Annotated in this window: 15 protein-coding genes and 1 tRNA gene; 9 read left to right on the top strand and 7 right to left on the bottom strand. The window is 62.5% G+C overall.

What is annotated here, in order from left to right:
• The first annotated feature begins 57 nt into the window (after nucleotides 1-57).
• The 7 genes from plsX (at nucleotide 58) to CIT31_RS31495 (ending at nucleotide 5,031) form a co-directional block, all read left to right on the top strand.
• Entirely contained in the window at nucleotides 58-1,128 is a 1,071-nt protein-coding gene (gene plsX, locus CIT31_RS31530) for a phosphate acyltransferase PlsX (RefSeq protein WP_029353422.1), read from the top strand.
• A gap of 9 nt (nucleotides 1,129-1,137) precedes the next feature.
• Nucleotides 1,138-2,109, top strand: coding sequence for a beta-ketoacyl-ACP synthase III (locus CIT31_RS31525; protein ID WP_065008063.1), 972 nt, complete (start codon nucleotides 1,138-1,140; stop codon nucleotides 2,107-2,109).
• A gap of 106 nt (nucleotides 2,110-2,215) precedes the next feature.
• Nucleotides 2,216-2,539, top strand: a complete 324-nt coding sequence (locus tag CIT31_RS31520) for an integration host factor subunit alpha (RefSeq protein WP_095485783.1) — start codon at nucleotides 2,216-2,218, stop codon at nucleotides 2,537-2,539.
• A 196-nt stretch (nucleotides 2,540-2,735) separates the two neighbouring features.
• Nucleotides 2,736-3,278, top strand: a complete 543-nt coding sequence (locus CIT31_RS31515; RefSeq protein WP_065008065.1) for a MerR family transcriptional regulator — start codon at nucleotides 2,736-2,738, stop codon at nucleotides 3,276-3,278.
• A 294-nt stretch (nucleotides 3,279-3,572) separates the two neighbouring features.
• A complete protein-coding gene (locus CIT31_RS31505) occupies nucleotides 3,573-3,911 on the top strand; it encodes a hypothetical protein (RefSeq protein WP_065008066.1) in 339 nt (112 codons plus the stop codon).
• A 578-nt stretch (nucleotides 3,912-4,489) separates the two neighbouring features.
• Complete coding sequence (locus tag CIT31_RS31500) at nucleotides 4,490-4,774, top strand: helix-turn-helix domain-containing protein (protein ID WP_095521717.1); 285 nt, start codon at nucleotides 4,490-4,492, stop codon at nucleotides 4,772-4,774.
• Between the two features lie 180 nt (nucleotides 4,775-4,954).
• Nucleotides 4,955-5,031, top strand: a tRNA-Pro gene (locus CIT31_RS31495).
• A gap of 33 nt (nucleotides 5,032-5,064) precedes the next feature.
• Here CIT31_RS31495 and CIT31_RS31490 read toward each other — a convergent pair.
• From CIT31_RS31490 to CIT31_RS31475, 4 genes are all read right to left on the bottom strand, one after another.
• Nucleotides 5,065-6,324 (bottom strand): O-antigen ligase family protein, encoded by a 1,260-nt coding sequence (locus tag CIT31_RS31490; protein WP_095521716.1) that lies wholly within the window; start codon nucleotides 6,322-6,324, stop codon nucleotides 5,065-5,067.
• On the bottom strand, nucleotides 6,321-7,856 hold the full coding sequence (locus CIT31_RS31485; RefSeq protein ID WP_095521715.1) for an undecaprenyl-phosphate glucose phosphotransferase: 1,536 nt from the start codon (nucleotides 7,854-7,856) through the stop codon (nucleotides 6,321-6,323). The genes CIT31_RS31490 and CIT31_RS31485 overlap by 4 nt, the downstream gene beginning before the upstream one ends.
• A gap of 107 nt (nucleotides 7,857-7,963) precedes the next feature.
• Nucleotides 7,964-9,094, bottom strand: coding sequence for a glycosyltransferase family 4 protein (locus CIT31_RS31480; RefSeq protein ID WP_095521714.1), 1,131 nt, complete (start codon nucleotides 9,092-9,094; stop codon nucleotides 7,964-7,966).
• Between the two features lie 5 nt (nucleotides 9,095-9,099).
• Entirely contained in the window at nucleotides 9,100-9,663 is a 564-nt protein-coding gene (locus CIT31_RS31475; protein WP_029353441.1) for a polysaccharide biosynthesis/export family protein, read from the bottom strand.
• Between the two features lie 360 nt (nucleotides 9,664-10,023).
• On the opposite strand from CIT31_RS31475, the gene CIT31_RS31470 reads away from it, so the two are divergent.
• Nucleotides 10,024-12,213 carry a GumC family protein gene (locus CIT31_RS31470; protein ID WP_095521713.1) on the top strand — a complete coding sequence of 730 codons (2,190 nt, stop codon included), beginning with the start codon at nucleotides 10,024-10,026 and terminating at the stop codon, nucleotides 12,211-12,213.
• Between the two features lie 48 nt (nucleotides 12,214-12,261).
• On the opposite strand, the gene CIT31_RS31465 is transcribed toward CIT31_RS31470, so the two are convergent.
• On the bottom strand, nucleotides 12,262-13,491 hold the full coding sequence (locus tag CIT31_RS31465; protein WP_095521712.1) for a GNAT family N-acetyltransferase: 1,230 nt from the start codon (nucleotides 13,489-13,491) through the stop codon (nucleotides 12,262-12,264).
• Between the two features lie 91 nt (nucleotides 13,492-13,582).
• Here CIT31_RS31465 and CIT31_RS31460 point away from each other — a divergent pair, with 91 nt between their 5' ends.
• Complete coding sequence (locus tag CIT31_RS31460) at nucleotides 13,583-14,638, top strand: polysaccharide deacetylase family protein (RefSeq protein WP_095521711.1); 1,056 nt, start codon at nucleotides 13,583-13,585, stop codon at nucleotides 14,636-14,638.
• 295 nt (nucleotides 14,639-14,933) lie between these two features.
• On the opposite strand, the gene CIT31_RS31455 is transcribed toward CIT31_RS31460, so the two are convergent.
• Both CIT31_RS31455 and CIT31_RS31450 read right to left on the bottom strand, forming a co-directional pair.
• Complete coding sequence (locus tag CIT31_RS31455) at nucleotides 14,934-16,679, bottom strand: adenylate/guanylate cyclase domain-containing protein (protein WP_095521890.1); 1,746 nt, start codon at nucleotides 16,677-16,679, stop codon at nucleotides 14,934-14,936.
• A 521-nt stretch (nucleotides 16,680-17,200) separates the two neighbouring features.
• Nucleotides 17,201-17,419: a DUF2842 domain-containing protein gene (locus tag CIT31_RS31450; protein ID WP_029353452.1), complete on the bottom strand. Its 219-nt coding sequence runs from the start codon at nucleotides 17,417-17,419 to the stop codon at nucleotides 17,201-17,203.
• Between the last annotated feature and the right edge of the window lie 25 nt (nucleotides 17,420-17,444).

The following is a 17,444-nucleotide window of genomic DNA, read 5'->3' as shown; positions in this document are numbered from 1 at the left end:
CCCAAACCGTTGCCAGCGCCAGGCGCTCGCTCAAGCAAACTGTGAGATGAACACCGCGTGATCAGGATTTCCATCGATGCCATGGGCGGCGATCACGGACCAAGCGTGGTCATCCCGGCGCTCATGACGGTCGCGACCCGGCGTCCCGACATCCGCTTCGTCATCTATGGTCGCGAGGAGGCGGTGCGCCCCGAACTCGCAAAACTCCCCAAGCTGGCGGAAGTGAGCGAGTTCATCCACTGCGACATAGCAGTCAGGATGGACGACAAGCCGAGCCAGGCGCTGCGCCATGGCCGCTGGAAGTCGTCGATGTGGAAAGCGGTCGAGGCGGTCAAGGCAGGCACTGCCGACGCCTGCATCTCGGCCGGCAACACCGGCGCGCTGATGGCGATGTCGAGATTCTGCCTTCGCACCATGGCGACCATCGACCGTCCGGCGATCGCGGCGCTCTGGCCGACGTTGCGCGGCGAAAGCGTGGTGCTGGACGTCGGCGCCACCATCGGCGCGGATGCGCATCAACTGGTTGATTTCGCCATTTTGGGCACCGGCATGGCGCGCTCGGTGTTCGGCATCGAACGGCCGAGCATCGGTCTGCTCAACGTTGGCGTCGAGGAGATCAAGGGCCAGGAAGAGGTCAAGGAAGCGGGCCGCATGTTGCGCGAGGCCAACATGGCCTCGATGAACTACCATGGTTTCGTCGAGGGCGACGACATCGGCAAGGGCACGGTCGACGTGGTCGTCACCGAAGGATTTGCCGGCAACATCGCGCTGAAGACGGCGGAAGGCACGGTAAGACAGATCGCGGGTTACCTGCGCGCCGCGATGGACCGGACGCTGATGGCCAGGATCGGATATATATTTGCCAAGGGCGCCTTCGATCGCCTGCGCGAAAAGATGGACGTCGGCCGCTCCAATGGCGGTGTTTTCCTGGGTCTGAACGGCATCGTGGTGAAAAGCCATGGCGGGGCTGATTCGGACGGCTTCGCGGCCGCGATCGAGCTTGGCTACGACATGGTGCGCAACAACCTGCTCGATCGCATCGAAGCCGATCTCGACCTGTTCCATGCGCGCAATCCGCATGCCCAGACATCCAGGAAATCCGACGTCGTTGCCGACGCAGAGGAATAGGAAAGAGCCTTGATCAGATCAGTCGTGCGCGGCACAGGCGCCGCGCTGCCCCGCCGCATCATGAAGAATGCCGATTTCGAAGGCATGGTCGAGACCTCCGACGAATGGATCGCCCAGCGCACCGGCATCCGCCAACGCCATATCGCGGCCGACGACGAGACCACGGCTTCGCTCGGCGAGGCGGCGGCGCGCGCAGCCCTCGACAATGCCGGCCTGACGCCTGCCGATATCGACCTGATCGTGCTGGCGACGTCGACGCCCAACAACACCTTTCCGGCGACCGCCGTCGACATCCAGAACCGGCTCGGCATGCATCACGGCTTCGCCTTCGATCTGCAGGCAGTGTGCTCGGGCTTCGTCTATGCGGTTACGACAGCCGACCTCTATATCCGCGGCGGTCTGGCCAAACGCGTGCTGGTGATCGGCTCGGAAACCTTCTCGCGCATCCTCGACTGGAGCGACCGCTCGACCTGCGTCCTGTTTGGCGACGGCGCCGGGGCGATGGTGCTGGAAGCAGGAGAGGGGGCGGGCAGCATTGCCGACCACGGCGTGCTGGCGGCCAGCCTGCGCTCCGACGGGGCCCACAAGGACAAGCTGTTCGTCGATGGTGGACCGTCGACCACCGGAACGGTGGGGCATCTCAGGATGGAAGGCCGCGAAGTGTTCAAGCACGCGGTCGGCATGATCACCGACGTCATCGAGGCGACGTTCTCAGCTGCCGGCATCACCGCTGAGGATCTCGACTGGTTCGTGCCGCATCAGGCCAATAAACGGATTATCGACGCTTCAGCCAAAAAGCTCGGGATAGCAGAGCAAAAGGTGGTGGTTACGGTCGATTTGCACGGCAACACCTCGGCGGCTTCCGTGCCGCTGGCTCTGTCGGTGGCGGTCGCCGACGGCCGTATCAAGAAGGGTGATCTGGTGCTGATCGAGGCGATGGGCGGGGGCTTCACCTGGGGCGCGGTTTTGGTTCGCTGGTAAGTGCCGAACTGACAGGTTCGGTCCTTGACCTTGCCGGATCAATTACTTAGGCTCTATCTTTGCTTATATAGAGTTATGTTTTTGAGCGCTGATGGGGACGGTTCGCATGGGGGGAAAGACACTTACGCGCGCCGATCTTGCTGAAGCCGTTTATCGCAAGGTTGGCTTGTCGCGCACTGAATCGGCCGAGCTCGTCGAAGCGGTTCTGGACGAGATTTGCGAAGCTATCGTTCGCGGTGAGACGGTGAAATTGTCGTCGTTCGCGACGTTCCATGTCCGCTCCAAGAACGAGCGCATCGGGCGCAATCCGAAAACCGGCGAGGAAGTGCCGATCCTGCCGCGCCGCGTGATGACCTTCAAATCGTCGAATGTGCTGAAGAACCGCATCCTGCGCGCCCACCAGAACAGCAAGGCCAAGGGCAGCAAATAGCGCCTGCGCTTCAAAAGCCCGGTTGAAAACGGTTGCCCCCTTTGACGCCGGGCTTGAATATTGTTTTATAAACCGCTGAAATAAGGCCCGATTCGGCAGAACAAGCCGGATCGGAATGACTCTTTGTTGAGCGTGATCTTGGCCGAAAACCGATTCCCACTTTTCGGGATCATGCTCCAGCGTGAGGATTTCGCCCATGGACAAGAGCCCCGATGCTTTCCGCACCATCAGTGAGGTCGCAGAAGATCTCGACCTTCCGCAGCATGTGCTGCGTTTCTGGGAAACGCGTTTCAACCAGATCAAACCGATGAAGCGCGGCGGCGGCCGCCGCTACTACCGGCCGCAGGATGTCGAACTGATCAAGGGCATCCGCCACATGCTCTACGACCAGGGCTATACGATCAAGGGCGTGCAGAAGCTGCTGCGCGAGAACGGCAACCATTTCCTGGTCGCCATCGGCAGTGGCGACATGGCGGCCGTCGAGGCGATCTCGCAACGCCGACAGGCCGATGCGGTGCCGCTGACGCCGGCGGCCCAGCCGCGCGGCGCCGATGACGAGATGCTGGTCGGCGAGCCCAAGGTGAAACCCAGCCGGCGCTTTTTCGGCCTGGGCAAGACCGACGACGAAGGCCCGGTGCAGCCAGGCACGTCGAAACTCTCGCGCGACAATCGCGCCTTGCTGCAGGAAGCGCTGTTCGACCTGCTGGAATGCAAGCGCCTGCTCGATCAGGTGCGCTAGCGCATGATCCCAAAAATCGGAATCGATTTTCGGAAAGGATCATACGCAAAATTAAAGTGCTACAGCGTCCTTTGCGCGTCCAATAGGACGCGCGGCGCTGTAGTCCAAGTCGCCCAAAGGCATACCCTCAGGCCTGACACGAGGGCTGGGATAACGACATGGATAAAAGAACTTAAAGCGGGTCGCATGAACCCCTTCAGACGCGACGCGCTTTAAGGGCCGACCGATTGCCGTCAGAAACCGGAACTGCTTCCGAAATCATGCGTTCCTTTTCGCAAAGGAAGGAAGCATATCATGGTATCATTTTCGACCCTCTCCGACATTGACCTTGAAAAGCAGGTCGCGGCCCTCTCCAGGGAACTGGCGGCGCTGAGAAAAGCCGTGTCCAGGCGCGGCAGCGCCTATTACGAGGACGGGCGTGACACCGCCTCGGACTACTATTCGGATCTTGCCGAGCGCTTCAGTGAGGCTCTGCCTGCGATCAGGAGGCACAGCAGGGTGATAGAAAAGACAGCCCGCGATCACCCGGCGACAGCGGCTGCTGTCGGGCTGGTTGTGGTCGGGCTCGTCGCTAGCCTGTTCCTCAGCCGCCAGCAGAAAACGTCGCGAACGAGATCGAGATCGGCACGTTGAGACAAGAAAATGGCGGCGCTGACGGCCGCCATTTTCGTTGATAACAAGTTGATCAACGCGCGAGCTTGAGCTTGTTCTTCGGGCTGACCTGCGCGGTCTGGCTGCATTTACCGTAGACGGTGCCGTTGGAGTCGGTGGCATCCGTGTATGTGCCCTTGCAGTCGAGCGCAGCACCAGGCAGTGACCCGCGCCCTTACAAACCGCGCCGCCGCCGCTCGGATGCTTGGTGCGGCCCGGAGAGGAAAGGTTCACGCGTCGGTCAAAAAATTCGCAGCCCTGATGCGTTCTGCGTTGCATCAGGCTTCCGCCCTCCTTTCAAAACGGCTGCCGAGCCAGCGACAGCCGGTTAAACAAGGGAGGTCGAACAAATTTCGGCGATCGGCCAGTCAAAGAACTCGATCGGAATGGCGGTCCCGTGCCGGTGCCGCCGAGGCCTGTGCCGGGTTGCGCCGATCGGTATCACGATGCTGTGACGGCACCTTTGGCGCTTGGCAAATCACTACCGAGAGGGCATTCTCTGCGCCGTCTCAGGCAACATCTTGATTTGATCAAACTCTTTAAATCCACGGAGTTGCCAAATGCCCCAAATAGCAAGAAGCGAAGCTTTTTCCGAACTGTCGGCGACCGAAGCTGCGCCCGACCACAGCGCCCTCAAGGCCATCCGAGAAACCAGGGGATACAGCATGGAAGAGCTGTCTCTGACGTGCGGCCTGGCGATCGATGAAATCGCGGACATCGAGAACGGCAAGAATGCCGATCCGTCGAAGCTTCGGCGGATAGCCTCCGCGCTTCGGCTTCCGGAAAACGCGCTGATCAATACAGCCGTGCTGACGCAATCCGTGGAAAATCGACGACCCGTCTGATAGCTAGCGACGCCAGAGGATCAAGCCAGACAAACGAGTATAATACTGGATTTGAAGTTCCTGAATGCTGACGACGTCCAACAGAGCAGGAACTTCAAATCCACCATGCTGGGCATCGGCGCGACCGCCGCCGAATTCGGTTGACCCGAACCGGGTTATCACGATACATCGCGACCGGTCCGGAGTGTAGCGCAGCCCGGTAGCGCACTTGACTGGGGGTCAAGGGGTCGTCGGTTCGAATCCGGCCACTCCGACCATTTCAAAACTTCGACTTGGCCCCAGAAAATCCATCATGCCTTAGCCGCCGGCGCGGTCAGCTCCACCGGCCGCAACTGCCGCTGGTGACGGTATTCCAATGCGATGGCGCCCCAGATCAGGCCGAGCAGCAGATAGACGTGGCGCCAGTGATCTATGTCGATGAAGGTGCCCAGCCCGATATTGCCGACGAAGGCGACATAGGCGCACAGAAGATAGGGCTGCCACGGCCTGTCGCGCAGGAGAATGCGGAAACCGGCCGCTATCGTCCAGCAGGTCAGCGTCAGGAACGACACGAAGCCGAGCCAGCCATAATCCATCAGCATCTTCAGCCAGATGTCGTGCGTGTCCTCGCCGAAAATCGTGCCGAAGACGAGCGGGCCGATGCCGAGCGGATGCTCCAGCGCCATCTGGAAACCGATCGTGTAGCGGGCGAAACGGCCGAGGCGGGCGGTATCGTAGCTCTGTTCCAGCTGGGCACGGCTGGAAAACATCTCCGAGACGCCCGGCAGCTGCAGGATGACGAGCATCGCAATGACCAGCAGCGAGACGGCGGCGATGGTCATGACGGCGACACGCAGTCGGAACTTGCCGCTGGCGCTCTGCAGGAACAGGGCGCCGGTAAGCAGGATCGCCGAAACGCCGAACATGCCCCAGGCGCCGCGCGAGAAGGAGAAGAAAATGCCGGCCGTGATGATCAGCAGTGGCACCGCTAGCAACGGCATGCGTGAGATAGGGCCTGTCAGCAGGAGATAGAGCAGGTAAATGCCGGGCAGCACCAGGAACGGCCCGAACACGTTCGGATCCTGAAAGGCGCCGGTCGCGCGGTCGTATTTGGTGAAGATCTCCGCCCCGGGAAAGGCATGGAAATAGCCTGCTATGCCGAGCAGCGAGGTCAGCACCGCCGACATCATATAGGCCAGGAAGATAACCCGGTAGAGGTTTGGCTGGACCGATGTCACCGAGGCAAAGAACACCGCGGTGAAGGCGAGGAACAGCGACACAGAGAGATAGAGCGGGGTGCCGGCAATATCCGACATCTGGGTCATCGAGATCATGCCGCCGATGTTCATGACCACCAGCAGCACCAGCAGCGGCGCCGCCGCGCGCGATATGCGCAGGCCGAACAAGGCCCACACTGCCATCAGCCCGACCATGTAGAGATCGTATGGCGCCGGCTCGGCGATGACGAAGCCGGACAGGAAGGCGCCGAGGAAAACCGCGCTCGACGCAATCAGCGCGATCAGCTTGGCGTTGACTGCAGCCGGCGGCAGCTCATGCGCGACGGCGCTCAATAGGCATTTTCCGTATTGAGCAGCCGGATCGGTGTCAGGAACAGGATTCTCAGATCGAACAGCAGCGACCAGTTCTCGATATAATAGAGGTCGTATTCCGTCCGCATGCGTATCTTCTCGTTGGTGTCCATCTCGCCGCGCCAGCCATTGATCTGGGCCCAACCGGTGACGCCGGGCTTGACCTTGTGGCGTGCGAAATAGCCGTCGACCACCTCATTGTAGAGGAGGTTGTGCGACTGCGCGGCAATGGCATGCGGACGCGGCCCAACCAGCGACAGCGAACCGAAAAGCGAATTGAAGAACTGCGGCAACTCGTCGATCGAAGTCTTGCGGATGAAGCGGCCGACGCGGGTGACGCGCGGGTCGTTCTTGGTCACCGTCTGCTTGGCCGTCGGATCCGCCTTGTCCGTGTACATCGAACGGAACTTGTAGACCTCGATGATCTCGTTGTTGAAGCCATGCCGCTTCTGGTGGAACAGCACCGGTCCCTTGCTGTCGAGCTTGATGGCGATCGCGGTCACCAGCATGACTGGCAAGAACATGATGATGCCGACGATCGAGAAGACGATGTCGAAGGCGCGCTTGGCGACCGAATCCCAGTCGTTGATCGGCTTGTCGAAGATATCGAGCATCGGCACCGAGCCGATGTAGGAATACGCGCGCGGCCGAAATTGCAGCGCGTTCGAATGCGCCGAGAGCCGGATATCGACCGGCAGCACCCACAGCTTCTTCAAAAGCTGCAGGACGCGCGATTCGGCGGTCAGCGGCAGCGACACGATCAGCATGTCGATGCGGGCGATGCGGGCGAACTCGATGAGCTCGGAAACGGTGCCGAGCTTCGGATAGCCGGCGACGATGGGTGGCGAGCGCTTGTCGCCGCGGTCGTCGAAGATGCCGCAGATACGAATGTCGTTGTAGGGCTGCTTTTCGACGGAGCGGATCAGGACTTCCGCCGCCGTGCCGCCGCCGACGATGACGGCGCGGCGCTCCATGCGCCCGTCGCGCGCCCAGCGCCGGATCAGCTTCGACATCAGCAGCCTCAGGCCGAAGATCAGCATGAAGCCGACCACGAACCAGGTGCCGAAAAACAGGCGCGAATAGTCTTCCGACATCTTCATGGCGAATGCCGTCAGCGCCATCAAGGCGAAGGTGCCGGCCCAGACCAGCAGGAGACGGCCGAAATTGGCGAGCGGCCGCATCAACGAGACGACCTGGTAGCAATCGGTGACGTCGAGCAGCACCACTGCGAGGAACGATGCGGCGGCAATCGTCAGCGGGTATTGCCAGGCGAGATGGCTGAAGAAGCCGACATAGTAGAAATAGACGCAGAGGCCCGACAGGAACAGCAGCGCGAATTCGACCATGCGCAAGACGCCGCTGACCATGATCGGCGACATGGTATCGCGCCGGTATTGCGACGCGACCTGACGGGCGACGTCGTTCATCCCGCCAAGGTTATCGCCGCTGGCCGGGCTGTCAAATTTGCGCACCGCGTCTATCGAAAAGCGGCGTGCGGGATCGATCTCGTTCATGGGTCCATCCGCAAAGCTTCCCTCAGGTGAATAGCAAAAGAGAGCTAAGAAACCTTTGAAACAACAGGTGGCTTTAGAGAAGCTTTGGGGTTAGCGCCCTTTTGGGGTTACCGCTTGAGCGCGGCGAAATAGGCCGTCTCGATCGCGGCGGCCATCACGTCGGCGCCGAATCGCGTCTTGAGGTCGGCGCTGTCGGGCATCAAGCTGCCGTAGGCATTGAGGTCGGCCAGCGCCGCGCTCATCTTGTTGCTGAGTTCGCGCGGGTCAGGCCGGATCAGGGCAGGGGAGCCGGTGCCAAAGATTTCCGGGATGCCGCCGACGGCGGTGGCGATCATCGATTTGCCGGCGGCGAGCGTTTCCAGAACGATGTAAGGCATGGCTTCCGCACGCGAGGGAACGATGACCAGTTCGGCCAGCGCGAAGGCTTTGCGCGCCGGCATCGGCGGCAGGAAGCGCGTATGGCCTTCGAGACCGAGGCGCTTTACTTGCGCATGGTAGCGCGGCAGGTCGTCGCCGTCGCCGACCATCACCGCTTTCACCGGGCGGCCGAGCCGCGTTCCGGCAAGGACGAGCGCATCGATGAAGATGTCCGGTCCCTTGAGGTCGCGCATCATGCCTATATAGAGGACATCGGCCGCATTCTGCTCGGTTCGCACCGGCTCGAACTCGGCGGCGCTCAAGCCGTTGTAGACAAGGTTGTTCGGGATGGGCGGTTCGCCGACCTTCCTGTGATATGTCTGCCTTTCATAATCGGAGACAAACAGAAGATAGTCGGTGAAGCGCGCCATGAACCGTTCGAGCGCGAAAAACAGCTTCCCCGTGGCGGTAGTCTCGTCATAGTGAAGAGAGCCGCCGTGAGGCGAATAAAGGCGGGCTACGCGAGACCTTGATACTCGCAACAATGAGCCGAACAGGCGGGCATAGGCGCCACCCTTGGCGCCGTGCCCGTGGAGCACGTCCGGCCGCAATCCCTTGATAAGCCCGAAGGTGCGCCAGGCCGAGGCGAGATCGCCCGGTCCGACATGCCGCTGCATTGGCGTCCGATGGATGCCGAGCGCTATTTTGCCCTTCATTTGTTCGAACAAATGTTCCTCAAAATCGCCACCCGTCGTCGAATCGCAGACGATGCCGACGGCATGCCCGGCGGCGACCTGCGCCTCGGTCAGGTCGCGCACGTGACGAAAAATCCCTCCGACAGGTGAGCGAAAGCAGTGGACGATCCTGAGTGTGTCCGCCACGTGGTCTAGAACAGGCGTTCGCGAACGTAGACCGTGTCGCCGGGCAGGAGTGGGTCGGAGGTGGCCACGCGACCGGTCATGACCTTGCCATTGATGTCGCGGGTGATGTCGACGCTTTCCTGGTTGGCGCGCGGGCTGAAACCGCCGGCGATGGCAATCGCCTTTTGCACGGTCAGGCCGGGAACATAGGAGTACTGGCCCGCGGCACCGACTTCGCCCATGATGAAGATCGGCCGGTAGCGGTCTATCTCGACCGAAACGTCCGGATCGCGCAGGTAGCCCTGGCGCAATTTGTCGGCGATCTCGCCTTCGAGTTGCTGTGCGGTGTGGCCGCGCGCCGGTACGGCGCCGACGAGCGGGATGGACAGATAACCGGATTGGTCGACGCTGTAGACGTTGGTCAATCCTTCCTGCTCGAACACGGTGACGCGGACCCGGTCGCCGGCACCGAGGCGATAAGGCTGGTCGAGCATTTTATGGAAGGCGGCCGGCGCCGGCCGGTAGCTGGAGCAGCCGGCAAGCAACGACACGGCGAGCAGCGCGCGGAAGAGGGAAGCAGTGCTTTTCATGGCCGGACACGTACCTTCGATTGGCCGCTGTTACACCGCGGCAAACTCTGGGGATCGAGGTCCGTTATCATCCCGTTAGGGTTAATGGCCGGTAAAGGCGGGCGGTCCGAAGCGGCGGCAACCGACAAAACACGGCCGGTTTTAATGCTTTTGTTGCCGCTTGCGAGTAAAACCTAACAAATACTTACCGCGATATTAACGGCTGAGTTACCATAGTTGTTTACGGTGCATCCTGACCAATGCATGTCGCCCAAAAGTGCGCAGCGGTTTTGGGACAGCAACATGCATGAAAACAAGAGCTTAAAGCGCGTCGTATGATCTGTTCAAACGCGACCTGCTTTAAGTACCGGAGCAGGATGCATGTCCGTTAAATCGGTGGCCGCAGATGTCGACGTCGATCTCAGGCAGCTCTTCGCAAGCCTTGCGAGAAATTGGCTGCGCATTCTTGTCGCGGCGCTGGTCATAACCGGCCTGGCGTTCGCGCTCACCTGGCTCGCCACGCCGCATTACAGGGCCGAAACACGGCTTTTGATCGAGACGCGCGAATCGGTTTACACGCGCCCCGACGGCACCAATGACAATGACAAGCCGATTCTCGACGAGGAAGGCGTGACCAGCCAGGTCGAGGTTGTGTCTTCGACCGACATCCTCAAGCAGGTGGCGCAGAAGCTCAATCTGTCGCGGCTTCCCGAATTCGACGAGACAGCGGACATGCCGATGTTGAGCCGTCTGCTCGTCATCGCCGGCCTGAAAAGCGACCCCAACGAGATTCCACCTGAAGAACGCGTGCTGGCGACGATGCGCGAGAAGCTCAACGTCTATCGCGTTGAAAAATCACGGGTTATCGTCATCGAATTCTCTTCGGAAAATCCCAGGCTCGCCGCCGAAATTCCGAACGCCATCGCCGACGCCTACATCTCCGTCCAAGGCAATGCCAACATCGAATCGAATTCCGCCGCAACCGACTGGCTGGCGCCTGAGATCGCCGACCTGTCGAAGCGGGTGAAGGACGCCGAGGCCAAGGTAGCAAGCTACCGCGCCCAGTCCGATCTTTTGATGGGCGGCAACAATTCGGTGCTCGCCACCCAACAGCTTTCCGAACTGTCCAGCGAACTGTCGCGGGTGCGGGCCAATCGCGCATCGGCAGAAGCGACGGCTGACAGCGTGCGCAGGGCGCTGCAGAATGGCGGCTCGCTGGATGCGGTACCAGAGGTGCTGTCTTCCGAACTCATCCAGCGGCTGCGCGAGCGGCAGGTCGAGCTCAAGACCAACATCGCCGACCTTTCCACCTCCTTGCTCGACAATCATCCCCGCATCCGGGCGCTGAGATCGCAGCTTGCCGATCTCGACCGCCAGATCCGCAACGAGGCGGAAAAGATCATGAAAGGGCTGATGACGCAGGCGCAGACCGCCCAGGCCCGGGAAAACCAGCTTGTCGCCGACGTCAACACGCTGAAGGCTGCATCGGCGCGCGCCGGCGACCAGCAGGTCGAACTGGATGCGCTGCAGCGCGAAGCGACCGCCCAGCGGCAGTTGCTCGAATCCTACCTGACCCGTTACCGTGAGGCGTCTTCGCGCAAGGACAGCAACTATCTGCCGGTGGACGCCCGCGTCTTTTCCCGCGCGGTTGCGCCGTCCGAGCCCTATTTCCCGAAGATCCTGCCGATCACCGCTGCGGCCTTCGTCGGCTCGTTGCTGCTCATGGCGATCGTGACGCTTCTGCAAGAGCTGTTTTCGGGTCGCGCCATGCGGCCGGCCGCCGGCGCCCGTTTCGATCGGATCGAACAGGTCACAATGCCGGTTGCCCACGAACCGTCCAATCACGAACCGGCCGATATCGAAGACCTCGAGGATCGGACGGCGGAAGCCCAGGCAGAGCCGCAGGCGGCTGGCGCGGCGCCAGCAACTGCCCCGGCAACTGGCGAGGACGTCAAGTCGGCGCGCCCCACCCTTGGCGAGGTCGAAATCGACAGCGCGGTGGAAAAACTGATCACAACCGGGGCGGCGCGCGCCATATTCGTGTCGCCGGAAGGCGACGAAGCGGCCGCCTCGTCGGTGCTAGTGGCGCGTGAGGTCTCCGACGCCGGCCTGCGTGTGCTCCTGCTCGATCTCACCGCCTCGGGCGCCGCCTCACGGCCGATGCTGGACAGCGGGCTGTTCCCGGGCATTACCAATCTGCTCGCCTCCGAAGCGCAGTTCAGCGACGTGATCCACCCCGATCTCTATTCGGACTGCCACGTCATTCCCGTCGGCACTGCCGATCCGGTCCGCGCCATGCGCGCCGCCGACCGGCTGCCGATCATCATGCAGTCACTGACCACCGCCTACGATCTGGTCGTGGTCGAATGCGGACCCGCCGACGCGCAAGGCATCGACCGCCTTGTCGGCGAGGGCACCGAGGTCTTCCTGTCGCTGCTGGAGCCGAACGACGAGGTGGCGCAGGCCGCAGTCGAACTGATCGAGAGCGGCTATCCCGAACTGACGCTGGTGACGCCGGTCGGCTATGAAACGCCAGGGACGCCGGTACCCGGACGACGCTCCGCCGCCTGAGACGGGTTCGATAATTCTGCTCAAACGCTCCGGAAATCTCGGCAGCGGTCAGCTGTCGTCTTCGCCCGCGGCACGTGCTGCCTGTCCGGCCGTCTTGCGGCGCAGCATCTTGGTCAGCTTCCAGATCGTCGGGCTGTTCTTGACGAAGGTTTTCAGGCGCGCGCCTTGCCGCAGGACAAGCACCAGCGCGCGGCCCTTCATCGTCAGCGGAATCAGGACCTCGAAATGCTGGGTCTCGATATCGCACCACAGTCGCTTGTAGGGTTCGTCGCCGACCGAGAAATCATAGACTTCGAATCCCCTCTCGCAGGCTTCCTCGATGTTGTCGAAGAACAGGAAGTCGCCGGGGCTGGCATGGGCGAGGTCGTCGTCGGCGATCGCTCCGAACTCGCAGATCAAGCGTTTTCCCGAGCGGCTCGATCCGGTGACGGCGCGAAGCTTGCCGGCGACTTCGAGCCCATGCAACACGAAGGACGGCTTGTCGTCGGAAAGCGCTTCGACGAACAACGCGCTGAAGAAAGCACGAACCTCCGGCTCACCGAAGACGTTGGCGATGCCCATCTTGCGGAAGCGGAACTCCTTCATCTCGAAAAACGCGTCAAGCAGTCTGTTCGCCTCGTCCGCTGTCTGGGCCTCGATGCGGCGGTAGCTGCCGACGGCTTCTAACTTGCGCGCCTGCGAGCGGTGCCTCTTACGCCTGCGCTTGCCGCTCGCGCGGGATAGCAGTGCGTCAAAGCCTCCCGCCAAATCGACGGCCAGCGACAAGTTGGGGCTCGGAAAATGCGCAAGCGAGGCAAGCGGATTGGCAACGCCGTCGAGATCGGGCAGCAGCCGTTCCAGTGCGACGAGGTCGATGTCCGGCCGCGCCCTGGCGACCGCCGCCAGCATCGAGCGGATTGCCGCGCCATCCGCCCTGGTCAGCCAATGCGGGTCGGCGGCGGCGAAATTGCCGTTGGCATGGCGGCCGCCCATGAAACGGGCGACGCGGAACGGACCGCGGCTGGTGACTTCCAGCGCCAACGAAAAAGCCGGCCTGCCTTCAGCGTTCAGCGTCGCCAAAACAGTATCCGCTTCGGCATATCTGGCCCAGTTCAGGATCCAGGCCGGGCTCTGCGCCGGCGCGAACAGCGCCGAACGGCAGAACTCGGCATAGGCCGCAAGTGCCGCACCGTCGGCGGCCGAGACCGACAGGCCGGCATGATCCGCAGGCAACGCGCGCGGCGTCGCCTCCATTGCTTCGAGCCGATTGCCGTCAAATGACGCGGTGGCGTCAACCATACCTCAATCCTTTAGGGCGTATTCACCGCGATTGGGGGCGCGCATAGGCGCATTCCGTGCTTGGATGAGCCTAGGCGCAAAAGGTGAATGAATGATCGACGGGGGCGAGGCAATCCGGAAACTGGCGCTCAACGTCGTCCGTTATACCGGTCTTGTCCCGCTGGCCAAGCCGTTCGTCGGCGGCATCGGCGCCATCCTGATGCTGCATCGGGTCACCGCCACGCCGGAAAAGCCTGATGGCGTCAACCGGCATCTCAACATCGCGCCTGAGTTCCTCGACGCCGTGATCGCCGACATGAAGGCGCACGGCTATACGTTCGTCACGCTGGACGAGGCGATCGAGCGCATCAAGGCCGGCGGCAAGGGTGGCCAGTTCGCGGCGATCACCGCCGACGACGCCTACCGCGACAACATGACCGAGGCGCTGCCGGTGCTGGAAAAGCACGGCGCGCCGGTCACCATCTATGTCGCGCCAGGGCTGATAAACGGCGCCGCCGATCTATGGTGGGAGGTGGTCGAGGACATCGTCAGCGCGCGGGACCGGTTGATTCTGACAACACCGAACGGTCCGGTGACGATCGACTGCTCGACCCCGGGCAGGAAACTTCAGGCCTTCGCGCGCCTGCACGACTATTTGACGCTGGACGTCCGCGAGGAGGACCAGCGCGCGGTGCTGCGCGAATTGACGCGGTCGAACGGTATCGAGTTGGGCGCGCGCCAGAGCATGTTGATGAACTGGGACGAGATCCGCGCCATGGCAGGGCATTCGCTGGTGACGATCGGCGCGCACACCGTAAATCATCGCAATCTGAAGCGGCTTTCCGAAGCCGATGCGCGGCACGAGGTCGACGACGTCAGGCGCATATTGCAGGCCGAACTCGGCGAGGCGCCGCGCCATTTCGCCTATCCTTATGGCTATGCCAGTGCCGTTGGCGACCGCGAAGTCGGCATTGCCCGCGACGCCGGCTATGCCTCGGCGGTGACGACACGCCACGGCGTGCTGCGCGCCGAACATGCCGATTTCCTGCAAGCGCTGCCGCGCATTTCGGTCAACGGTCGCTATCAGAGCGTTGCCCATATCCGCACGATGCTGTCGGGTGTGACGACGCCGCTGGCCAATGCCGGCAAGATGCTTGTCACCATCTAGTGGTGAAAGTCCGGCAAGAACCGACCCCTTGAGGACCATCTCTGATGGGAGGTCAAGGGAACGTCGTGACCCGAAGGCGACATATGTCTGGACCGTCGGTAGGTCTCGTCAGGGTGGAAACCGGAAGTTCGACGCGAACCCAACAGAGAGCTCGCCGCCTGTTCACAGCTGCTCTACGCGCACAGTCCTCGACAACCCGGCCAGAGAACTATCCTTCCAGAAGCGACGCGGGATCAAGGGACGTCGCCTGGCCGGACGTGACGCGCAGGAGAGGGCATCTTTGCAAACGCGACGATCACTCCGGCACGCCGGCAATACCCAGCGCCTCGACGTAGCGCTCGGCGAACACCTTGTCCCGCCACGGGTTGATCTGCCTCTGCAGGGCGAGCGTGTAGGTCGGGAACGCCTCCATCAGCCGCCGCGCCGCCGCCTGCGCTTCGTCCGGCCGATTGAGTTTGACCAGCGCCATGATCACCACCCGGTGCGAGGAGCCGTAATTCGGCATCTCGCGCAGCGCTCGTTCTCCCCAAGTCAGCGCTTCCTCGTAGCGTTCGAGCATCAGGTAGCTCATCCCGATGCCGGAGAGCGCGATGCCCTTCTCGGGGTCGACCGGGCTCAGCCGCATTGCCCTGTGGAAGTGCTCGATCGCGACGAGGGGGCGGCCGGAATGGGCGTTCACCCAGCCGCTGCCCGTATAGCCCTGCGCCGAATTGGGATTGAGCAGCAGGGACCGTTCGATCGTGTCCAGCGCCGTCTCGTAATCCTTGGCGCTGTAGGCGATCACCTGCGCGGCGAAACGCAAGCTTGTCGGGTCGTCTCGCGCGTCCGCCAGCACCTCGCGGGCCATGCGCACGGCGACGCGGATATCGTCGGGCTCGTGCCAGCACTGACTCACGGACAGGCTGCGGATATAGGCACCGAGGGCCTTCGCCAGGGTGAAGCCTGGGTCGATGCTGAGCGCCTCGTTGGTGAGCCGGCGCACGTCGGCGAAGCCTTCGCGCGTCATGCTGTAGAAGCGCGGCAGCGCACGAAGGTAGAGGTCGTAGGCACCGATGTAGTCGGTCGGCTTCATGCGCGCCTGCTTGATCTCCTCCAGCCGGATGCTCGGCTCGACCGCACCGACGACGCTCTCGGTCACCTTGTCCTGTAGGTCGAAGATGTCGCTCACGTTGCCCTCGAAGCGGTCGGCCCAGACATGGTGTCCGCTGATCGCGTCCACCAGCTGCCCGCTGATACGCACCCGCGATCCTGCTCTGCGGATGCTGCCTTCGAGCACGTAGCGGACGCCCAGCTCACGCCCGACCTGGCGCAGGTCCACCGCTCGGCCCTTGTAGGTGAAGGACGAGTTGCGGGCGATCACGAAGAAGGAGTTCACCCGACTCAATCCCGTGATGATGTCCTCCACCAGTCCGTCGGCGAAGTATTCCTGGTCGGGATCGCCGCTCATGTTGGTGAAAGGCAGAACCGCGATCGAGGGTTTCGCGGGCAGGGGAGGCAGTGCAGCCCCCGAGGCGCTGGCGTCGGTCTCGACGCGGTAGGCGCGCACAGGCCGCTCGATGTTCTTGAGGCGCAGGTCGCCGAGCAGTGTGAAGCCGCCGTCGAGCTTGCCCTGAAGGTGGTCGTAGGCGGTGCCCGAGACGACCACGGTGCCGGGATCGGCGATGCTTTCGAGGCGGGCGGCGATGTTGACCCCGTCGCCGTAGAGGTCGCCGTCCTCCTCGCAGACCACGTCGCCGAGATTGACGCCGATGCGGAAGCGAATCCGCTCTTCCTCGGGCGTCTCCGCCTCGTGTTCTGCCAGGGCCTGCTGGATCGCCATCGCCGAGGTCACCGCGTTGACGACGCTCGCGAACTCGCACAGCATGCCGTCGCCGGTGAGCTTGACGATCCGACCCTGGTGCTCGGAGACCAGCGGTTCGAGGAGGTCCTTGCGGTATGTCTTCAGCCGCTCGAGCGTGCCGCGCTCGTCGCGCTCCATCAGGCGCGAATAGCCGACCACGTCGCAAGCCAGGATCGCTGCGAGGCGGCGCTGCGCGGTCATTGCACCGCCCGGCCAGGCGCGTGCACGCGGGCTGCCTCGCGCCAATGCCCCGCCAACTTCCAGACGCTCAACGTGCATGGCATCCATCTTTCCCAGCCGCCCCCCGTCGCCGATTCAGAACGGAGAACGCAGCTTGACCTTGCCTTCACGAGATTTCGCTATCCCGCTTGCGAGGCGTGGAGCGGTCCAGTCGCCGCGCTAACAGCCAACCGGCGACACGCCCACGCAGCCTCTGGGGACCCTGACACACTCCCAGAAGGCCGGAGATATTTGCTGCCCTTGGTAACCGGGTGACGCCACCGTGGCGGTGCTTTTGTCACCGCGATGTAACAGCGAGATGCCCTACGAACGCGCGCATCGGGCATCACACCAACGTTCGCGCTTAGAGGTGCTGAGGTCGGAAAGTGGCGCCGCCTGCGCGTTCCGATCGGCGACACGGAAGGCAGAAAACCACCCTGAGCTACCCTACACGTCGGGTAGCAAGCGTCAGGCTTTCACCATCTAGCGGCGGCGAGCGAGCCTCAATTCTTCGGCCGCGGCGGCTCCAGGATCAGCCACTTGATGATGCCCATAGCCGGCAGCACCCACAGCATGCCGCTGAGCAGGAAGAACAGAAAATGCGCCCACGGTCCCGATTCTGCCAGCTGGGCAACCGCCACGATCGATGCGACCAGTGCGTAGACGATGACCAGCGCCACCAGCAGGAAGGTTCCGATCAGCTTTTTCAGGCGAATTGGCATTTCGCGATCCCGTTGATCCCTATCG

This window comes from Mesorhizobium wenxiniae (genome assembly GCF_002284535.1).
Lineage (GTDB): Bacteria > Pseudomonadota > Alphaproteobacteria > Rhizobiales > Rhizobiaceae > Mesorhizobium > Mesorhizobium wenxiniae.
This window is presented reverse-complemented; position numbering and strand designations above follow the sequence as displayed.

Excerpts from the sequence above, each read along its gene's own strand:
- CIT31_RS31520 (WP_095485783.1), top strand. The coding sequence starts at position 2,216 with ATGGGGGGAAAGACACTTACGCGCGCCGATCTTGCTGAAGCCGTTTAT.
- CIT31_RS31515 (WP_065008065.1), top strand. The coding sequence starts at position 2,736 with ATGGACAAGAGCCCCGATGCTTTCCGCACCATCAGTGAGGTCGCAGAA.
- CIT31_RS31505 (WP_065008066.1), top strand. The coding sequence starts at position 3,573 with ATGGTATCATTTTCGACCCTCTCCGACATTGACCTTGAAAAGCAGGTC.
- CIT31_RS31500 (WP_095521717.1), top strand. The coding sequence starts at position 4,490 with ATGCCCCAAATAGCAAGAAGCGAAGCTTTTTCCGAACTGTCGGCGACC.
- CIT31_RS31485 (WP_095521715.1), bottom strand. The coding sequence starts at position 7,856 with ATGAACGAGATCGATCCCGCACGCCGCTTTTCGATAGACGCGGTGCGC.
- CIT31_RS31475 (WP_029353441.1), bottom strand. The coding sequence starts at position 9,663 with ATGAAAAGCACTGCTTCCCTCTTCCGCGCGCTGCTCGCCGTGTCGTTG.
- CIT31_RS31470 (WP_095521713.1), top strand. The coding sequence starts at position 10,024 with ATGTCCGTTAAATCGGTGGCCGCAGATGTCGACGTCGATCTCAGGCAG.
- CIT31_RS31465 (WP_095521712.1), bottom strand. The coding sequence starts at position 13,491 with ATGGTTGACGCCACCGCGTCATTTGACGGCAATCGGCTCGAAGCAATG.
- CIT31_RS31460 (WP_095521711.1), top strand. The coding sequence starts at position 13,583 with ATGATCGACGGGGGCGAGGCAATCCGGAAACTGGCGCTCAACGTCGTC.
- CIT31_RS31455 (WP_095521890.1), bottom strand. The coding sequence starts at position 16,679 with ATGACCGCGCAGCGCCGCCTCGCAGCGATCCTGGCTTGCGACGTGGTC.
- CIT31_RS31450 (WP_029353452.1), bottom strand. The coding sequence starts at position 17,419 with ATGCCAATTCGCCTGAAAAAGCTGATCGGAACCTTCCTGCTGGTGGCG.